Genomic DNA, 16,600 nt, shown 5'->3' with positions numbered 1-16,600 from the left:
TAGTATCGATGGCGTCCCGTGTCGGGATTCCCGAATCGAGAGCGCCCCATGCAGACCGAACCGTCGACCGGCATTCTTCGTCAGATTCCGCGCAGCGTGTGGGTGCTGGGCTGCGTCAGCCTGTTGATGGACGTGTCGTCGGAAATCATCCACAGCCTGTTGCCGATGTTCCTGATGGCGGGGCTCGGCGCGAGCGCGACCACGATCGGCGTCATCGAGGGGATCGCCGAGGCGACGTCGCCGGTCGTCAAGGTGTTCTCCGGCACGTTGAGCGACTATCTGCGCAATCGCAAGTGGCTGGCGGTTGCCGGATACGGGCTCGGCGCGCTCAGCAAGCCGCTGTTCGCCATCGCGCCGACGATCGGCGTCGTGGTGACGGCGCGGATCGTCGACCGGATCGGCAAGGGAATCCGGGGCGCGCCGCGCGATGCGCTCGTGGCCGACGTCACGCCGGTCCACCTGCGCGGCGCCGCGTACGGGCTGCGGCAGTCGCTCGACACGGTGGGGGCGTTTCTCGGGCCGCTGCTGGCCGTCGTCATCATGCTGAGGTGGCGCGACGACTTCCGCCTCGCCTTCTGGCTGGCCGTGATCCCGGGCATGCTGGCCGTCGCGCTGCTCGCGTTCGGTATCGACGAGCCGGCGCGCGCGCCGGGCGACAAGCGCATCAACCCGATCCGCCGCGACGTCGTGAAACAACTCGGCGCCCGCTACTGGTGGGTCGTCGCCGTCGGTGCCGTGTTCGCGCTGGCCCGCTTCAGCGAGGCTTTCCTGGTGCTGCGTGCGATGGGCAGCGGCGTACCCGTCGCGCTCGTTCCGCTCGTGATGGTGGCGATGAACGTCGTGTATGCGTTGTCGGCCTACCCGTTCGGCAAGCTCGCCGACACGACGAGCCACACGAAGCTGATGGTGGCCGGACTCGTGATGCTGATCGCAGCCGACCTCGTGCTCGCGCACGGCACGCACTGGGGCACCGTACTCGTCGGCGTGGCGCTGTGGGGGCTCCATATGGGGATGACGCAGGGGTTGCTCGCGACGATGGTCGCGCATGCCGCGCCGTCCGACTTGAGAGGCACGGCGTTCGGCGTTTTCAATCTGCTCGGCGGCGTCGTGACGCTCGTATCGAGCGTCGTCGCCGGCCTCCTGTGGGACAGGGTGGGCGCCGCGGCCACGTTCTACGCGGGGGCGGTGTTCAGCGCGGCGACCATCATGCTGCTCGTCTGCCTGCGCGGATCGTTCGGCGCTGCGCAGGCCCGGTGATCGCAAGCCGGCGGCGAACGGTCTAGCTGTCGGTGCCGCGCGGAAAGTAAAGCGCGAACGTCGTGCGTCCGTCGCGGCTCACGACCTCGACCTTGCCGCGATGCAGCTCCATGATCGACTTGACGATCGCGAGCCCGAGCCCCGCATTCCTTGCCGCGCCGTGCCGCGACGAATCGATGCGGTAGAAGCGCTCGAAGATCCGGTCGACTTGTTCGGGCGGAATCGCGGCGCCGCGATTCGTGACCTCGACGACCGCGTAGCCGGCTTGCGCGGACACGGCCAGCTCGATCGTCGACGCGGCTTCCGCGTGTTCGAGCGCGTTCGACGCGAGGTTGCTGACCGCGCGCCGGAACAGCGTCGCGTCCGCGACGACCGGCGCTTCGCCATGCACGTCGATGCGCACGCCGGCCTCGTCGGCCAGCGCCTGGAAATACGACGCGAGCCGGCGCAGTTCGCTGCCCGCGTCGAGTTCGGCGGTTTTCAGGTGCTGTCGTGCGTTGTCGGTGCGCGCGAGAAACAGCATGTTCTCGATCATCCGCTGCAGTCGTTCGCATTCCTCGATATTCGAATCGATCAGCGTTTCGTATTCTTCGGTCGTGCGTGCGCGCGACAGCGTGATCTGCGACGAGCTGATCATGTTGGCGAGCGGCGTGCGCATGTCGTGTGCGAGATCGGACGAGAACTGCGACAGCCGCACGAACGCGCGTTCGAGGCGGTCGAGCATCCGGTTGACCGACGTCGCGAGCTCGCGCAGTTCGACGGGGCCGCCGCGCGCATCGAGACGCGCGTTCAGGTTGTGCGCCTCGATGCGCGACGTCTGCCGGCCGAGGCTCTCGACCGGACGCAGGCCGCGCGATGCGACGGCATAACCGAGCGCGCCGACCAGCAACGCGCCGACGGCCGCCGCGAGCCAGATGTCGACGCGATAGCTTTCGAGCAGCGACTGGCGATCGGTCGCCGTGCGCGCGAGCGCGACCTGGATCGCCTCGCCGGACGGCAGCGTGTCGCGCGCATACACGCAGCGCGACGTGCCGATGCCGGGCGGCGAGCAAGTGAACGGGCCGCCGGGTCCACCGGTTCTGCCGGCCGGGTGCGGCGCCGCGATCACGGAGGCCAGCGTGTTGCCGGCGTCGTCGGTGTGCTCGACGAGCGGGCGGTTCTGCCCGTCGTAGATGCCGAGATAGACGCCCGGATGTGACAGCAGCACTTCGTGGAACACGGCCGGATCGTCGCGCAGCGCGGCTGTCGATCCGCTCGCGTGCGCGAGTTGCAGGAACTGGTTGAGCTTGCCGGAGATCTCGATGTCGTCGCGCCGCTTCAGTTCGGCGGACAGCGAACGATAGAGATACGCGCCGGTCAGCGCGAACACGAGCGCCGCGACGACGGCGAACGCGAGCGTCAGGCGCCGCAGCAGCGAATACGAAGCCGGGCTGGCGGTCACGAACGATCCTCGAGCACGTAGCCCATGCCGCGGATCGTGTGGATCAGCTTCTTGTCGTATGCGTTGTCGATCTTCGCGCGCAGCCGCTTGATCGCCGCATCGACGACGTTCGTGTCGCTGTCGAAATTCATGTCCCAGATCTGCGACGTGATGAAGGTGCGCGTCAGCACTTCGCCCTCGCGTTCCGCGAGCAGTTGCAGCAGCGCGAATTCCTGCGCGGTCAGGTCGATGCGGTTGTCGGCGCGGCGCACGCGGCGCTTGATCAGGTCGACTTCGAGATCGGCGATCTGCAGGAGGTCGCGCACGTTGCGCGGCGCGCGCCGCAGCAGCGAGCGGATGCGTGCCAGGAATTCGGCATACGCGAACGGCTTGAGCAGGTAGTCGTCGGCGCCCAGTTCGAGCCCGGCGACCTTGTCCTCGATCGCCTCGCGGGCCGTGAGCAGCAGCACCGGCGTCTGCTTCTGCGCGCGCAGCCGCCGGAGCACCTCGAAGCCGTCCATCTCCGGCAGCATCACGTCGAGCACGACGAGATCGAAATCCTCGTGCAGCGCGAGGAACAGCCCGTCCTTGCCGTTCTCCGCAATGTCGACCGTGTAGCTCGCCTCCATCAGCCCCTTCCGGAGGTACGACGCCATCTTGGGTTCGTCTTCGACTATCAGTATCCGCATGGTGAGGCAGGCTGTCCGTGATTCCAGCCGGTCAGTGTAACGCCTGAGCTTACGGTGCCGCGCGTGCGCGAAGGATGACCGCCGGATGACGGAATTTTCATGAAGTGCTTACTCGCCGTTTCGCCCGCGTTTCATGACAATCCGGTCATGTTTCGACCATGTCGTCGTCACGGCGGCGGCGATAAGCTGCAGCCGTCTTGTCTCCGGAGCGCGCCGTCGCGGCGCTGCGCCGGCCCACCCGGTCGTTGCTTGCCTGATTCCGTTTCCATGTCGTACTGGCGCAAATTCATCCTCGTCGTGCTGCTGGCGCTGAGCCTGCCGATCCAGTCGTTCGCGACCGTTTCGATGCAGTGCGCGGGCGCTGCCGTGCCGCATGGGGAAGCGGCGCCGCACACGATGCCGGTCGCGCAGGGCAGCCACGCCGAACACGACAGCCACGCCGAACACGACAGCCACGACAGCCACGACAGCCACGCAAGTCATGCGCTGTCGTGCGCCGGCTGCGTGTCCTGCTGCTTCGGCACGGGCATGTCGGGCGTGCCCTCGGTGCCGGCAGTGTCGGACGCCCGCATCGCGATCGCGTCTTATCCGCCTTCGGCGGTCGTCGTGTCGTTCCTGACCGGCGGCATCGAGCGGCCGCCTCGCCGGATGCCCGTCTAGTCCCTGCCCGCGGCCGCCCGGCCGCGACCCGCAATCCACGCTGGCGGCCCTACGCGGTCCGCCGGACGACTCACGACGAGACTTGTTCATGCGATTGATCACTGCGGCGCTGTTGAGCGCGGCGGCCCTCGTGCCGTCGCTCGCGCCTGCGCAAACCCCGTTTCCCGATCCGGCGGACGCCGCCGCGACGGTGCCGGACGTCACCGTGACGTCCGCGTTCGACGGCTACCGGCCGTATCGGGACGATGAAGGCCCGGGCTGGAAACAACTGAACCGGGACGTGATGGAACGGCCCGCGAAGGCGCGCACGACCGGCCACGCGAAGCCCGGCAACCCGGCGGGCAATGGCGGCGCCCATTCGATGCACGGAGGGTCCGCGCAATGAAGAACCTGGCGATATCGCCGCGGATCGGCGCGGCTGCGGTCGTGCTGGCGTTCCTCGCGGGCTGCACGACGTTTTCGAAGGACGGCGGCTTCGACGCCGTGTCGTCCACCGCATCGGAGCGGATCGGGAAAGACGCTGTCGTCGTCCGCACCGATGCCGACAGCGAAGCCGTCGACAAGCGGACCCGCGAACTGCTCGCGAAACCGCTGTCGATGGACGACGCGGTGCAGGTCGCGCTGCTGAACAACCGGGGCCTGCAGGCGTCGTACGCGGAGCTCGGGCTGTCGGAGGCCGACCTCGTGCAGGCCGGCCGGCTGCCGAACCCGCGTTTCTCGTTCAGCCGCACCCGCGCCGGCGACGGCGAACTGACGCTCGGCCGCACGTTTTCGGCGAACGTGTTCGCGCTGCTGACGATGCCGCTCGCGACGAACATCGAGCGCCGCCGCTTCGAGCAGACCAAGCTCGAAACGGCCGACGCGATGCTGAAGGTGGCGGCCGACGCGCGCCGTGCGTATGTCGAGGCCGTCGCCGCCGAGCAGGCCGCGAACTATGCGCAGCAGGTGCGCGAATCGGCGAGCGCGGCCGCCGAACTCGCGCAGCGCATGCGGCAGGCCGGCAACTTCAGCCGGCTCGATTACGCGCGCGAGCAGGCGTTCCATGCCGATGCGGTCGCGCAGCACGCGAAGTCGGGCCAGCAGGCCGTGGCCGCGCGCGAGAAGCTCACACGCGCGATGGGGCTGTGGGGCGAGCGCACGCAGTACGCGCTGCCCGACCGTTTGCCCGACCTGCCGAAAGCACGCCCGGACCTACCCGATCTCGAACGCTTCGCGATGAGCAACCGCCTCGACATCCAGGCCGCGAAGCTGCAGACGCAGGGCGTCGCGTCGTCGCTCGGCCTCAGCAAGGCCACGCGTTTCGTCAACGCGGTCGATCTCGGCTACGTGAACAACTACGAGACCGGCAAGGGCCACGAGCACGGCTACGAGATCAGCGTCGAGATTCCGCTGTTCGACTGGGGCGGCGCGAAGGTCGCGCGGGCCGAGGCCGTCTACATGCAGTCGGCGAACCGGCTCGCGAAGACGGCCATCGATGCGCGCTCCGAAGTACGCGAGTCGTACGCGGCGTACGTGACGAGCTACGACGTCGCGAAACACTATCGCGACGAAGTCGTGCCGCTGCGCAAGACGATCTCGGACGAACTGCTGCTGCGCTACAACGGGATGCTCGCGAGCGTGTTCGAGCTGCTGACCGATGCGCGCGAACAGGTCGGCGCAGTGAACGGCTACATCGATTCGCTGAAGGACTACTGGCTCGCGGAGACCGATCTGCAGATGGCCGTCGGCGGCCGGCTGCCGACGGCGGGCCCCGCGCCGCGCGCGGCGGCTTCCGCCGAACCCGAACCCAAAACCGACGCTGCGCCGCAGCCGGCTTCCTCACCCGCGGCGCAACCGGCGCCCGCAACGCATCCTGAAGGTCATTGACATGGTGTCCCGTCGACAATTTCTCAGCGGCTCGGGCGCCGCGCTGCTGGGCGCCGCGATGGTCAGCAAGGCCGGCGCCGCGTCGCTGCCCGAAGCGCCCACGATGGCGAAAACCGCCACGCAGCCGCCGCTCGTGCCGCCCAACGGCCGTCCGTACACGCCGGTCGCGACGCTGAACGGCTGGACGCTGCCGTGGCGGATGAAGAACGGCTGGAAGGAATTCCACCTGACGGCCGAGCCCGTCGTGCGCGAGATGGCGCCCGGCATGAACGCGAACCTGTGGGGCTATAACGGCCAGTCGCCGGGCCCGACGATCGAGGCCGTCGAAGGCGACAAGGTCCGCATCTTCGTGACCAACCGGCTGCCCGAGCACACGACGATCCACTGGCACGGGCTGCGGCTGCCGAACGGGATGGACGGCGTCGGCGGCCTCACGCAGCCGCATATCCCGCCCGGCAAGACCTTCGTCTACGAGTTCCAGCTCGAGTCGCACGGCACGTTCATGTATCACCCGCACGGCGACGAGATGGTGCAGATGGCGATGGGGATGATGGGCATGTTCATCGTGCACCCGAAGGATCGCGGCACGATGCCGGTCGATCGCGACTTCGTGTTCCTGCTCGCCGCGTACGACATCGATCCGGGCAGCTACACGCCGCGCGTGAACGAGATGACGGACTTCAACATGTGGACCTTCAACTCGCGCGTGTTCCCGGGCATCGATCCGCTGCCGGTGCGCGCGGGCGACCGCGTGCGGATTCGTTTCGGCAACCTGACGATGACGAACCATCCGATCCACCTGCACGGCTACAGCTTCGAGGTCGCCGGCACCGACGGCGGCTGGATCCCGCCGGCGGCGCGCTGGCCGGAAGTGACGGCCGATGTCGCGGTGGGCCAGATGCGCGCGATCGAGTTCACCGCCGATCGCCCGGGCGACTGGGCATTCCATTGCCACAAGTCGCATCACACGATGAATGCGATGGGCCACCAGGTGCCGAACCTGATCGGCGTGCCGCAGAAGGATCTCGCGAAAAAGATCGGCAAGCTCGTGCCGGACTACATGGCGATGGGCAGCACGGGCGGCGCGATGGGCAGCATGGAGATGCCGCTGCCCGACAACACGCTGCCGATGATGACGGGCACGGGCCCGTTCGGGCCGCTGGAGATGGGCGGCATGTTCACGGTCTGCAAGGTGCGGCAGGGGCTCGGCCGCAACGACTATCGCGATCCGGGCTGGTTCCGGCATCCGAAGGGCACCGTCGCGTACGAGTACACCGGCGAACTGCCGGACGGCTGAGCAGCGGCAGGCGGCAGCAGGCGGCGGCCGTGCCGATAAGGCCGCCGGATTCAATTCATTCACTCAGGAGTAAGCACGATGAAGAAAGGACTGGTTTCGATTGCAACGGGTTGCGCGCTGGCGTTTTCCGCCGCGTCGTACGCAGCCGGCGACATGGCCGGCATGGACATGAGCGGCGGCGCGAAGCAGGGCGCCGACGCGAAGCAGCGCATGTCGCACGGCGAGATCCGCAAGGTCGACACGGCCGCTGGCAGGCTGACGATCAAGCACGGCCCGCTGGACAACCTCGGAATGGACGCGATGACGATGGTGTTCAAGGTGAAGGACCCGGCGATGCTGTCGCAGGTGAAGGCGGGCGACAAGATCGACTTCGTCGCCGAGGACGTGGGCGGCGCGCTGACCGTCGTCGAGCTGAAGAAGCTGTGACGCCGGGCATGCACATGAAGATCACGACTCTCAGGCGGCTGGCCGCCTTCGCCGCGACCGGCGCGATCGTCGCGGTCGCGCCGGTCGCGGCATCGGCGCACGGCAAGCTGGAAAGCGCTGCGCCGGCGACAGGCAGCACGGTCGACACGGCGCCCGACACGTTGCGCCTTACGTTCAACGAAGACCTCGAACCGACGTTCAGTTCGGTGAAGGTGTCGGACGCGAACGGCAACGCCGTCACGCAGGAAAAAGCGAAGGTCGATGCGTCGAATCCGCGCGTGATGACCGTCGCGATGCCGAAGCTCGCGCCGGGCGCGTACACGGTGCAGTGGGCGGCGATGACGGCCGACGCGCATCGGACCAAAGGCACCTATACGTTCAAGGTGAAAGGGTGAACGAGGGCTTCGTCGGCCTGCTGCGGCTCGTATCGGTGGCGATCCAGAACGCCGGGTTCGCCGTAATCGTCGGCGCGCTGCTCGGCAGTCACTGGCTCGCGCGCGGCGCGTCGGCATGGCAGCACGGCATCGGGCGGCGTCTCGTCGCGACGCTGCGCATCGCGTCCGTCGTGTCGCTGCTCGCGAGCATCACCGCGTTCTGGGCGCACTGTGCGCTGATGAGCGAGGTGTCGATGCTCGAAGCCGGGCCGTCCGTCCGCGCGATGCTCGTGGGCACCGGCTTCGGCCACGCGTGGCTGGCCGGTGCCGCGTTCATGGTCGTCATCGTGCTGCTGTCATTCATCAGGCATGCGAACGACACACGCTTTCCGTTCGCGATGTGGGCCGCGCTCGCATGCGTCGCGCTTGCGCGCAGCAACGGCGGGCATCCGGTCGACGCGGGGCTGTTCAGCGTGCCGGTATGGGTCGACTGGCTGCATCTGCTCGCGATCAGCGCGTGGGTCGGGCTCGTGCTCGTGACGGCGTTCGGCGTGATGCCACGTCTTGCCGGCATGCCGGCGAGCGAACGCGTGACCGGTGCGTCGTTCGTGCAGTCGCTTTCCGATGCGTCGACGGTTGCGCTGATCGTGCTGTTCGCGACCGGCGCGTACAACGGTTGGCGCGGCGTCGATACGCCCGCCAACCTGCTTGCATCGACATACGGGCAGATCCTGCTGCTGAAGCTCGCGCTCGTGTTGACCGCGGCGGCGCTCGGCGGACACAACCGGTTCTTCGGGATGCCGAAGCTGCTGGCCGCGTTGAAGGACCCGGCCGCCACGATGCCGTCCGGCCCGTTGCGACGGTTCGGCGCGGTGTTGCGGATCGAGGCGGTCGTGCTGGGCGGCGTGCTGATGGTGGCGGCCGTGCTCGTGTCGAGTGCGCTGCCGGGGACGGTTTAGCGCAGCGGTGCGGTGCTGAAAGTCACGCAGGGGAATCGTCGCGGGCACGACGGATTTTTGTCAGACGATTCCCCGTTTTTCACGCGTGATCGTGCGGCCGGTTGCGATCGCAGAGCGATACCGGTAATTACATCTTGCTGTCTGTCTATTACCAAAAACTGTCATCGAGCGCCGCTAAGCTTTCGCCACCCTCACAACCGGGATTCCCCGTCATGCGCTCGACAATCCGCCTGTTTGCCCCGCTATTGCTTCTGCCCACGCTCGCTGGCCCGGCGATCGCCGCCACCGCCGCGCCCGTCAGCGCGAACTGCGGCGGCAGCGCGACGCCCATTGCCGATATCCAGGGGCCGGGCGCGCCGTCGCCGCTCGCCGGCCAGAACGTGTCGATCGAAGCCGTCGTCACCGCCGATTTCGGCGGCACGGACGGCTTCGGCGGCTTCTTCGTCCAGCAGGCCGACGCGCAGCGCCGCAACCAGCCGGGCGTGTCCGAAGGCCTGTTCGTCTATGCGCCGAAAGTGCGCGCGAAGGCCGGCGATCTCGTGCACGTGACGGGCAAGGTCGAGGAGAAATACGGGCAGACGCAGCTCACGCAGTCGGGCGCGATCGCGGTGTGCGCGAACGGCCTGGCCGTCACGCCCGCGACGCTCACGCTGCCGGTCGACAGCCCGAACGCGTTCGCCGCGTATGAAGGGATGCGCGTGCGCCTGCCGCAGACGCTGAACGTCACCGACAACTACGAGCTCGGCCGTTACGGCAGCGTGTTGCTCAGCAACGGCCGCCTGCGCACGCCGACGAGCGTCGTGCCGCCCGCCCAGGCGCAGACGCAGATCGACGCGAACGCGCGCAACCGCCTGGTCCTCGATGACGGTTCGAACAAGCAGAACCCCGCGACCGTGCCGTATCCGGCACCGGGCCTGTCGGCCGCGAACACGCTGCGCGCGGGCTACACGGTGCGCGACGTCGAAGGCGTGCTCGAAGTGCGTTACGGCGCCTGGCGCGTGCAGCCGCTGCCCGGCGCGGCCGTGCCGGCATTCGACGCGCGCACGAACCCGCGCACCCACGCGCCCGCGCGCGATCCGAAATCGAACCTGCGCGTCGCGTCGTTCAACGTCCTCAACTACTTCAACGGCAACGGTCTCGGCGGCGGCTTCGACGATCCGAACAACCGCGGCGCGAAGAACTATGCGGAATTCCAGCGCCAGGAAGCGAAGATCGTCAGCGCGCTGAAGGCGCTCGACGCCGACGTGATCGGCCTGATGGAAGTCCAGAACAACGGCTATGGCGAACTGAGCGCGGTGCGCCAGCTTGCCGCAAAGCTCGGCAACGACTGGCGCGTCGTCGATCCGGGCACGTCGCGCCTCGGCGGCGATGCGATCGCGGTTGCGATGATCTACGACAGCCGCAAGGTCGAACCGGTCGGCCGCTCGGCCACGCTCGCAATCGACGACAAGAACCGCCAGCCGCTCGCGCAGTCGTTCCGCCGCATCGGCGGCAGGCAGGCGCTGACGATCGCGGTGAACCACCTGAAGTCGAAGAACTGCCCGGACGCCGCGAACGACGATCTCGACCAGGGCGACGGCCAGGGCTGCTGGAACCCGACGCGCACGCGTGCGGCGGCGAAGCTGGCCGACTGGCTCGCCGGCACGCCGACGGGTGTCGCGGGCCAGGGCGTGCTGCTGATCGGCGACTTCAACAGCTACACGTATGAAGACCCGATCCGTGCGCTCGAATCGCGCGGCTACCGCAACCTCGTCGCGCGCTGGATCGGCGCGAACGCGTACAGCTACGTGTACAACGGCGAAGCCGGCTATCTCGATCACGCGCTTGCGACGCTGCCGCTCGCGTCGCACGTGAAGGCCGTGCACGAATGGCACATCAACGCGGACGAGCCGCTCGCGCTGCAGTACACGCTCGCGTACAAGTCGACGGAACAGCAGAAGACGTTCTACGCGCCGGATGCATATCGTTCGTCGGATCACGATCCGGTGCTGATCGATATCGCGCTGCCGGGCGGCGGGCGTTGATTGCGGGCTGAGTGTTTGTGACGGACGACGTGCGGCACTGCCGCACGTCGTCACGCGGGCGGCGGCGTGTGTATCGTACGCCGCTCGCACTGCGGAAAATCCGGTCGGATATCGGGTAAATAATTCCACTGCGGCCGATGAAAATTAGCGATATCGGTATTTTGTGGATGGCGAGGTGTGTATAAGCCCTCGGGATTAAAGAACGGTAGAAGTGAATCGAATCATCGAATCACATATGCATGCCGTGACGCTGCCTTAATCGATTGCCAATAATAAAAATGAAAGAAAAATCCTGTCGATCTGAAGGCTTTCAAGGCGCCGCATCCATACAGCAAAGGCTTCTGCGCTGTGCGTGAAAAGTAAAATATTCGGCGAAACATTGCCGATAAAGCGCACCTTGCACGAATAATCCCGTTTTCTTTCAAATGCCAGACACCGACCGCCGTTCGCATCATTACGGGATTTTTAATATCGGAATGATCTTTGACAACGCGGCGCAGCACCGCCTATTTTGTCGTTGTCGTAAATTTCGGTAATCAGAAAAGAAGTCCAAACTGCAGGGGGCGGTTCAAGCACGATTCTCGCCAGCAGTTTGCTGTGTCTGTATCACGTTCAGTCTCTTGAAGCAGTCCGATCCCAACCGCCTTATGCGCGAGTGGCGGGTGTTGCTGCGCGTCTCGCCGGCGAAGGCGGCCTTTGTGAAGCGGTATCCGAACCAAATCAAAGGGCAGAGATGAAACCAGACAGGAGCTGTACCGGCAGCCGCCGTGGCCGTCACGGCCGGTTGGCCGGGCTAGGTGCATTGACCGCCATGACACTGGCGCTCGCGGCATGCGGCGGCGACGATTCGTCGTCCGTCGGCGCGTCGAGCCTCGCGCAGGCGACGGCCAGCCAGCAGGCCAGCGCGCAACAATCGGCCGGCAGCCAGACGCCGGCAGCCAACCAGCCTTACGTCGACCAGGTCGCGTATTCGATGAATGCGACCGACGGCCTCGCCGCCGCGCAGGTGTCCGAGAAAGCGGCGGTCATGCATTACCAGTGGAAGTCCGGCGGCACGGCCATCAACTACACGACCACCACCGGCCACCTGACCGCGCAGGACGCGAACGGCAATGCGGAAGCGTCGATGTCGTATGTCGCGTACACCGCGCCGAGCACGAACGGCAAGCCGCGCCCCGTCACGTTCGTGTATAACGGCGGCCCCGGCTCGTCGTCGATCTGGTTGCGCCTCGGCTCGTTCGCGCCGACCCGCGTCGCCACGCCCGATCCGCTGTTCGGCAGCAACTGGCCGAACTATCCGCTCGTCGACAACGCGGAAAGCCTGATCGACACCACCGACCTCGTGTTCATCGACCCGCCGGGAACCGGCCTGTCGGAAGCCGTGTTGCCGAACACCAACCAGAAGTACTGGGGTTCCGACGCGGACGTGAACATCATGCGCGACTTCATCCAGCGCTACCTGAACGTCAACAGCCGCAGCACGTCGCCGATCTACCTGTACGGCGAATCGTACGGCACGCCGCGCACCGACATGCTGGCGCTCGCGCTCGAATCGGCCGGCGTGCACCTGACGGGCATCGTGCTGCAGTCGGCGATCCTGAACTACTTCGCGGATGCGGTGGAAGCGGTGGCGATCACGCAGTCGACGGAAGGGCTGCTGCTCGAAACCGATACCGTGGCCGGTTATCTGCCCGGTTATGCGGCGGTCGCGGCGTACTTCAACCAGGTATCGCCGGCGCCGGTGAACCAGGCTTTGTACGCACTGCAGACGGAACTGTTCACGACGCTGATCTACAACCAGCTGCAGAAGTACTCGCAGTCGTGGGTGTTGAGCCAGCTCGGCATTCCGGATGCGCTCGGCACGCCGGTGTTCCCGAGCGATGCGACGCTCCAGCTGTGGTCGATCCCGTCGAGCCTGACGCAACAGGCGCTGCGCGGCTACTTCAACGCGAACCCGTTCGGCACGAGCCTGCTGCCCGGAACGACGGTCGGCCGGTATGACGGACGCGTGTCGTTGCCGAACTCCGATCCGCGGCTGCAGAACGACGGCGACCCGTCCGACATCCTGATCTCGCAGCCGTTCACTAACGCGCTCGCGACGCAGATGCCGGACTACCTCGGCTACACCGCGCCGAACGCGACCTACCTGCCGCTGAACGACAACATCATCGGCGTATGGGACTTCACGCACGACGGCCAGCCGATGCCCGACACGATCCCCGATCTGCTCGGTGCGCTGCAGCTCAACCCGAAGCTTCGCGTGCTCGCGGAGAATGGCTTCCACGATCTCGCGACGCCGTTCTTCAACACCGAGAAGCAACTCGCGCGGCTGCAGACGGTGAAGGGCCTGAATCCGAAGCTGCAGGTGAACTTCTTCCAGGGCGGTCACATGACGTATCTGGACGATGTCGCCCGTCCGCAGATGAAGCGGGACCTGAAGACGTTCTACAAGGGCGCGCGGATTCCGACGGCGCTGACGCTGCATACGCTTCCGCCGCCGTGGCCGGACGAGAACCCGCCCAGCGTGCCGACCGGCAGCGTCCCGGGCGCGACGGCCGCGACGACGCTGGCGGCGGCCCCTTGAGCGACGGACTCCTTGTCAAAGGAACCCTCTATTCATCCATTGAATGCGAGTGATCATGTCCCTAATCAAATTGATTCGGCGTATGCCTGCGTTGATCGTCCTCGGTGCCGTGGTGAGCAGCGCCTACGCATTGCCGCCGCAGGCGGTGGCGCCGGTGAAGCTGCCGCATGGCGGGCGCGGTGTCGACGGTCCGTTCTTTCCTGCCACGCGTGCGGCGCCGGTGTTGCCGTCGACTGGCGCGACGCTGCAGCAGCAGGCGCAGCGGCGTGTCGACGCGAGGCTCGGCGCCAATACGGTGCTGAGCAACGGCGCGGCCGTGACGAAGGCGCAGGCGCAGAGCAGCGGGCTCGGTTTCGTGTCGAAGCACTTCGACGAGATCGATGCGAAGCACACGGGCCGCGTGACGATGAGCGATGTGCGGCAGTTCATCCAGCAGCGGCAGGTGCAGGCGCAGCAGGAACAGCAGGACGAGTGATGGTGCGGGCAGGGCGGCGGCCGGTGCGAGGTCGGCACCGGCCGCCGAACCGCGCCACGCGTTCAGGTTGCGTGGCGCGCGTAACGCCTGGCCGTGGCGGACGGCAACTCGCCGAACATCGCGCGATAGTCTTGCGCGAAACTGCTCAGGTGCCAGAAGCCCCATTTGGTTGCGGCAGACGTCACGGATTCGCCGAGCCGAAGCTCGCGACGCGCGTGATTCAGTCGAACGGCCCGCAGATACGCAATGGGGTTCAGGTTGAGCGCGTCGTGGAACGCATACTGCGCGGTGCGCCGGCTGATGCCGAGTTGCACGCACAGTTCGGCGATCGACAGCGGGCAGGTCGATGCGTCCTGAAGCCGCTCCTGCACGGCGTTGACCAGCGACCAGTACTTCGTCGGGCGCGCGGCCTGCGTGCCGGCCTCCGGCGCGGCCGCCGTCAATACTTCCGAGATCGCGTACAGGACAGTGCGCTCCAGCAGTTCGATCCGGTCCTGTGTCGTCACGTCTTCGACGGAGGTGCTTTTCGCCGCGGCGGCCAGCGTCCGGCGCAGCAGGTCGCGAAGATTATCCGCGACGTAGGTGGGCATCGGGATCAGCGGTGCGAGCGTGCGCGCGCGCAGGGACGCGGCGACCGTGCGCATCGCCTGCGTCGACAGCTTGTCGGGCTCGATTTCGACATTCACGAGCACGTGCCGGTCGGGCGAGTAGAACTCGAATTCCGGCAGGCTCGAGAACACGTGCAGGCTGTCGCGCCCGCTCTTCTCGCCGCACATGCGCGCATGCCCTTCCAGTTCCAGCGGCACGGCCACGGCGATCCGGTCCGGCGGCACCGCGCCCCGCTGCAGGATGACCTTGTCGAGGTCCTCGACCAGCAGCTTGATGCCGCCCAGCGACACGATCGACGACGAGCCATGAAACAGGCCGCCCGAGATCTGCGTGTAATTCAGGTTCCAGCCTTCGAACGACCGCGCCTGTTCCTCCACGTCGGTGAACGCGCAGAAAGCAACTGTTCGCACGAACAACGGGGCGCCAGAGAAATCGCTCGGGTGGGCAGACGGCGTCATCGGGGGCGGGAAGGGGCGGGCCGGGTCGAATCATTGTAGCCGCTTGATGAGCCGGTCAAAAAGCGCCGCTTCGTGGAAACCCTCGCTTGCCGAAATCCGATAGTGAAAAGCGTTTCGGCACCCTACCTTTGGCATGAATGCGACGCAGTTCACCGAGCGGTTCGGCGAGGCGGCGGGGCGGCCAGCCGCCAACCGCCAACCCGCCGAGCCATCCCCGCAACGCACCGCGGTGCCTGTCTGGAGAGACGTTGATGGAACTTCCCCGTGGCGGATTCTGGAGAAACTGGGTGGGCAATCAGTCGTGCGTGGCCGCGCACCTGGCGTCGCCGACCAGCGAGGCCGAGATCGCGGAACTGGTGCGCACCGCGACACACCAGGGCAAGCACGTCCGCTGCGCGGGGTCGGGGCACTCGTTCACGCCGGTCGTGGCGACGAGCGGCCTGCTGCTGTCGCTGCAGGACTACCAGGGCATCGTCGATGTCGATGAAGCGCGCAAGCGCGTGACGGTGAAGGCCGGCACCAAGCTCAATGCGGTGACGCGTCACCTGAAGGACATCGGCCTGTCGCTCGTCAACCAGGGCGACATCGATTCGCAGGCGATTGCCGGCGCGTTCGCCACCGGCACGCACGGCACGGGGACGACGCTGAGCAACCTGTCGTCGCAGGTCGTCGGGATGCGCATTGTGCGTCCGGACGGCTCGATCATGGAAGTGAGCGACCGGAAGGACCTCGACCTGCTCCATGCGACGCAGGTGAATATCGGCATGTTCGGCGTGGTCTCGGAAATGACGCTGCAGGTGACCGACGCGTTCTGGCTGCACGACCGCGTTTGGCGCGAGGACTTCGAAGCGTTGATGGAGCAATACGACGACCTGGCGGCGCAGCATCGGCATTTCGGCTTCTTCTGGTGTCCGACGTCCGAAAGCCGCCACCTGTACTGTCTGCCCGACACCACCAAAGTGTCGAACTCGAAGAAAGACTACGACGTGTGCGAGATCAAGGTGATGGATGTCACCGCCGAGCGCACGTTCCATGAAGGCGAGCACGAGAAGATCGCATACAGCTCCGAGGTGTATGCGATCCACTACGTGCCGAACTTCCACGAGCTCGAGTACGCGGTGCCCGCGCGACACGGAAAGGAAGCGCTGCGCCGCGTCCGCGATCTCATTCTCACGAAACACCGCGACTGCATTTTCCCGGTCGAGTACCGCTTCACGAAAGGCGACCCGGCGTGGATCAGCCCGTTCAATCACCAGGACAGCGTCACCATTTCATGCTCGGGCGGCCCGAACGGCGTCGACTACTGGCCGTTCCTGAAAGACGTCGACGACATCCTGCGTGACTACGACTCGCGTCCGCACTGGGGCAAGCTGCACTTCACGAACCGCGAAGACGTGGACCGCTGGTTTCCCAAGGCGGAAGCATTCCGCGCACTGCGCCGCAGTGTGGACCCCGAAGGCTACTTCCTCAACGATCATCTTCGGACGCTGTTCAGTTGAGCG

15 protein-coding genes are annotated in these 16,600 nt (G+C 66.5%); 12 read left to right on the top strand and 3 right to left on the bottom strand.

Annotation, left to right across the window (positions count from 1 at the left end; translation table 11 throughout):
- Window positions 1–48: 48 nt before the first annotated feature.
- Window positions 49–1,257, top strand: a complete 1,209-nt coding sequence (locus R9B84_RS32480; RefSeq protein ID WP_423761526.1) for an MFS transporter — start codon at window positions 49–51, stop codon at window positions 1,255–1,257.
- Between the two features lie 22 nt (window positions 1,258–1,279).
- On the opposite strand, the gene R9B84_RS32475 is transcribed toward R9B84_RS32480, so the two are convergent.
- Both R9B84_RS32475 and R9B84_RS32470 read right to left on the bottom strand, forming a co-directional pair.
- Window positions 1,280–2,698, bottom strand: coding sequence for a heavy metal sensor histidine kinase (locus tag R9B84_RS32475; RefSeq protein ID WP_423761525.1), 1,419 nt, complete (start codon window positions 2,696–2,698; stop codon window positions 1,280–1,282).
- Window positions 2,695–3,366: a heavy metal response regulator transcription factor gene (locus tag R9B84_RS32470; protein WP_423761524.1), complete on the bottom strand. Its 672-nt coding sequence runs from the start codon at window positions 3,364–3,366 to the stop codon at window positions 2,695–2,697. The genes R9B84_RS32475 and R9B84_RS32470 overlap by 4 nt, the downstream gene beginning before the upstream one ends.
- Before the next feature lie 267 nt (window positions 3,367–3,633).
- On the opposite strand from R9B84_RS32470, the gene R9B84_RS32465 reads away from it, so the two are divergent.
- The 10 genes from R9B84_RS32465 (at window position 3,634) to R9B84_RS32420 (ending at window position 14,031) form a co-directional block, all read left to right on the top strand.
- On the top strand, window positions 3,634–4,026 hold the full coding sequence (locus R9B84_RS32465; RefSeq protein WP_423761523.1) for a hypothetical protein: 393 nt from the start codon (window positions 3,634–3,636) through the stop codon (window positions 4,024–4,026).
- A gap of 88 nt (window positions 4,027–4,114) precedes the next feature.
- Window positions 4,115–4,411, top strand: a complete 297-nt coding sequence (locus R9B84_RS32460; protein ID WP_423761522.1) for a hypothetical protein — start codon at window positions 4,115–4,117, stop codon at window positions 4,409–4,411.
- The gene (locus R9B84_RS32455) at window positions 4,408–5,892 is read left to right on the top strand and encodes a TolC family protein (protein ID WP_423761521.1); all 1,485 of its coding nucleotides are present in this window, start codon (window positions 4,408–4,410) and stop codon (window positions 5,890–5,892) included. The genes R9B84_RS32460 and R9B84_RS32455 overlap by 4 nt, the downstream gene beginning before the upstream one ends.
- A gap of 1 nt (window position 5,893) precedes the next feature.
- Complete coding sequence (locus tag R9B84_RS32450) at window positions 5,894–7,189, top strand: multicopper oxidase family protein (protein ID WP_423761520.1); 1,296 nt, start codon at window positions 5,894–5,896, stop codon at window positions 7,187–7,189.
- A gap of 78 nt (window positions 7,190–7,267) precedes the next feature.
- Window positions 7,268–7,615, top strand: a complete 348-nt coding sequence (locus tag R9B84_RS32445) for a copper-binding protein (RefSeq protein WP_423761519.1) — start codon at window positions 7,268–7,270, stop codon at window positions 7,613–7,615.
- Between the two features lie 14 nt (window positions 7,616–7,629).
- Window positions 7,630–8,010, top strand: coding sequence for a copper homeostasis periplasmic binding protein CopC (gene copC, locus R9B84_RS32440; RefSeq protein WP_423761518.1), 381 nt, complete (start codon window positions 7,630–7,632; stop codon window positions 8,008–8,010).
- Window positions 8,007–8,948 carry a copper resistance D family protein gene (locus R9B84_RS32435; RefSeq protein ID WP_423761517.1) on the top strand — a complete coding sequence of 314 codons (942 nt, stop codon included), beginning with the start codon at window positions 8,007–8,009 and terminating at the stop codon, window positions 8,946–8,948. The genes copC and R9B84_RS32435 overlap by 4 nt, the downstream gene beginning before the upstream one ends.
- A gap of 212 nt (window positions 8,949–9,160) precedes the next feature.
- Window positions 9,161–10,972 carry an ExeM/NucH family extracellular endonuclease gene (locus R9B84_RS32430; protein WP_423761516.1) on the top strand — a complete coding sequence of 604 codons (1,812 nt, stop codon included), beginning with the start codon at window positions 9,161–9,163 and terminating at the stop codon, window positions 10,970–10,972.
- 733 nt (window positions 10,973–11,705) lie between these two features.
- On the top strand, window positions 11,706–13,556 hold the full coding sequence (locus R9B84_RS32425) for a S10 family serine carboxypeptidase-like protein (RefSeq protein WP_423761515.1): 1,851 nt from the start codon (window positions 11,706–11,708) through the stop codon (window positions 13,554–13,556).
- Window positions 13,557–13,638: 82 nt separating this feature from the next.
- The gene (locus R9B84_RS32420) at window positions 13,639–14,031 is read left to right on the top strand and encodes a 2-oxoglutarate dehydrogenase (RefSeq protein ID WP_423761514.1); all 393 of its coding nucleotides are present in this window, start codon (window positions 13,639–13,641) and stop codon (window positions 14,029–14,031) included.
- A gap of 62 nt (window positions 14,032–14,093) precedes the next feature.
- Here R9B84_RS32420 and R9B84_RS32415 read toward each other — a convergent pair whose 3' ends face one another.
- A complete protein-coding gene (locus R9B84_RS32415) occupies window positions 14,094–15,050 on the bottom strand; it encodes a helix-turn-helix domain-containing protein (protein ID WP_423761513.1) in 957 nt (318 codons plus the stop codon).
- 299 nt (window positions 15,051–15,349) lie between these two features.
- On the opposite strand from R9B84_RS32415, the gene R9B84_RS32410 reads away from it, so the two are divergent.
- Complete coding sequence (locus R9B84_RS32410; RefSeq protein WP_423761512.1) at window positions 15,350–16,597, top strand: D-arabinono-1,4-lactone oxidase; 1,248 nt, start codon at window positions 15,350–15,352, stop codon at window positions 16,595–16,597.
- Window positions 16,598–16,600: the final 3 nt, after the last annotated feature.

It is taken from the genome of Burkholderia sp. NLJ2 (assembly GCF_049487195.1).
GTDB lineage: Bacteria > Pseudomonadota > Gammaproteobacteria > Burkholderiales > Burkholderiaceae > Burkholderia > Burkholderia pyrrocinia.
The sequence above is the reverse complement of the archived record's forward strand: the minus strand, read 5'-3'. Positions and strand labels throughout refer to the sequence as shown.

Coding starts and splice junctions, on each gene's coding strand:
- R9B84_RS32480 (WP_423761526.1), top strand. CDS start 49: ATGCAGACCGAACCGTCGACCGGCATTCTTCGTCAGATTCCGCGCAGC.
- R9B84_RS32470 (WP_423761524.1), bottom strand. CDS start 3,366: ATGCGGATACTGATAGTCGAAGACGAACCCAAGATGGCGTCGTACCTC.
- R9B84_RS32465 (WP_423761523.1), top strand. CDS start 3,634: ATGTCGTACTGGCGCAAATTCATCCTCGTCGTGCTGCTGGCGCTGAGC.
- R9B84_RS32460 (WP_423761522.1), top strand. CDS start 4,115: ATGCGATTGATCACTGCGGCGCTGTTGAGCGCGGCGGCCCTCGTGCCG.
- R9B84_RS32455 (WP_423761521.1), top strand. CDS start 4,408: ATGAAGAACCTGGCGATATCGCCGCGGATCGGCGCGGCTGCGGTCGTG.
- R9B84_RS32450 (WP_423761520.1), top strand. CDS start 5,894: ATGGTGTCCCGTCGACAATTTCTCAGCGGCTCGGGCGCCGCGCTGCTG.
- R9B84_RS32445 (WP_423761519.1), top strand. CDS start 7,268: ATGAAGAAAGGACTGGTTTCGATTGCAACGGGTTGCGCGCTGGCGTTT.
- copC (WP_423761518.1), top strand. CDS start 7,630: ATGAAGATCACGACTCTCAGGCGGCTGGCCGCCTTCGCCGCGACCGGC.
- R9B84_RS32430 (WP_423761516.1), top strand. CDS start 9,161: ATGCGCTCGACAATCCGCCTGTTTGCCCCGCTATTGCTTCTGCCCACG.
- R9B84_RS32425 (WP_423761515.1), top strand. CDS start 11,706: ATGAAACCAGACAGGAGCTGTACCGGCAGCCGCCGTGGCCGTCACGGC.
- R9B84_RS32420 (WP_423761514.1), top strand. CDS start 13,639: ATGCCTGCGTTGATCGTCCTCGGTGCCGTGGTGAGCAGCGCCTACGCA.
- R9B84_RS32410 (WP_423761512.1), top strand. CDS start 15,350: ATGGAACTTCCCCGTGGCGGATTCTGGAGAAACTGGGTGGGCAATCAG.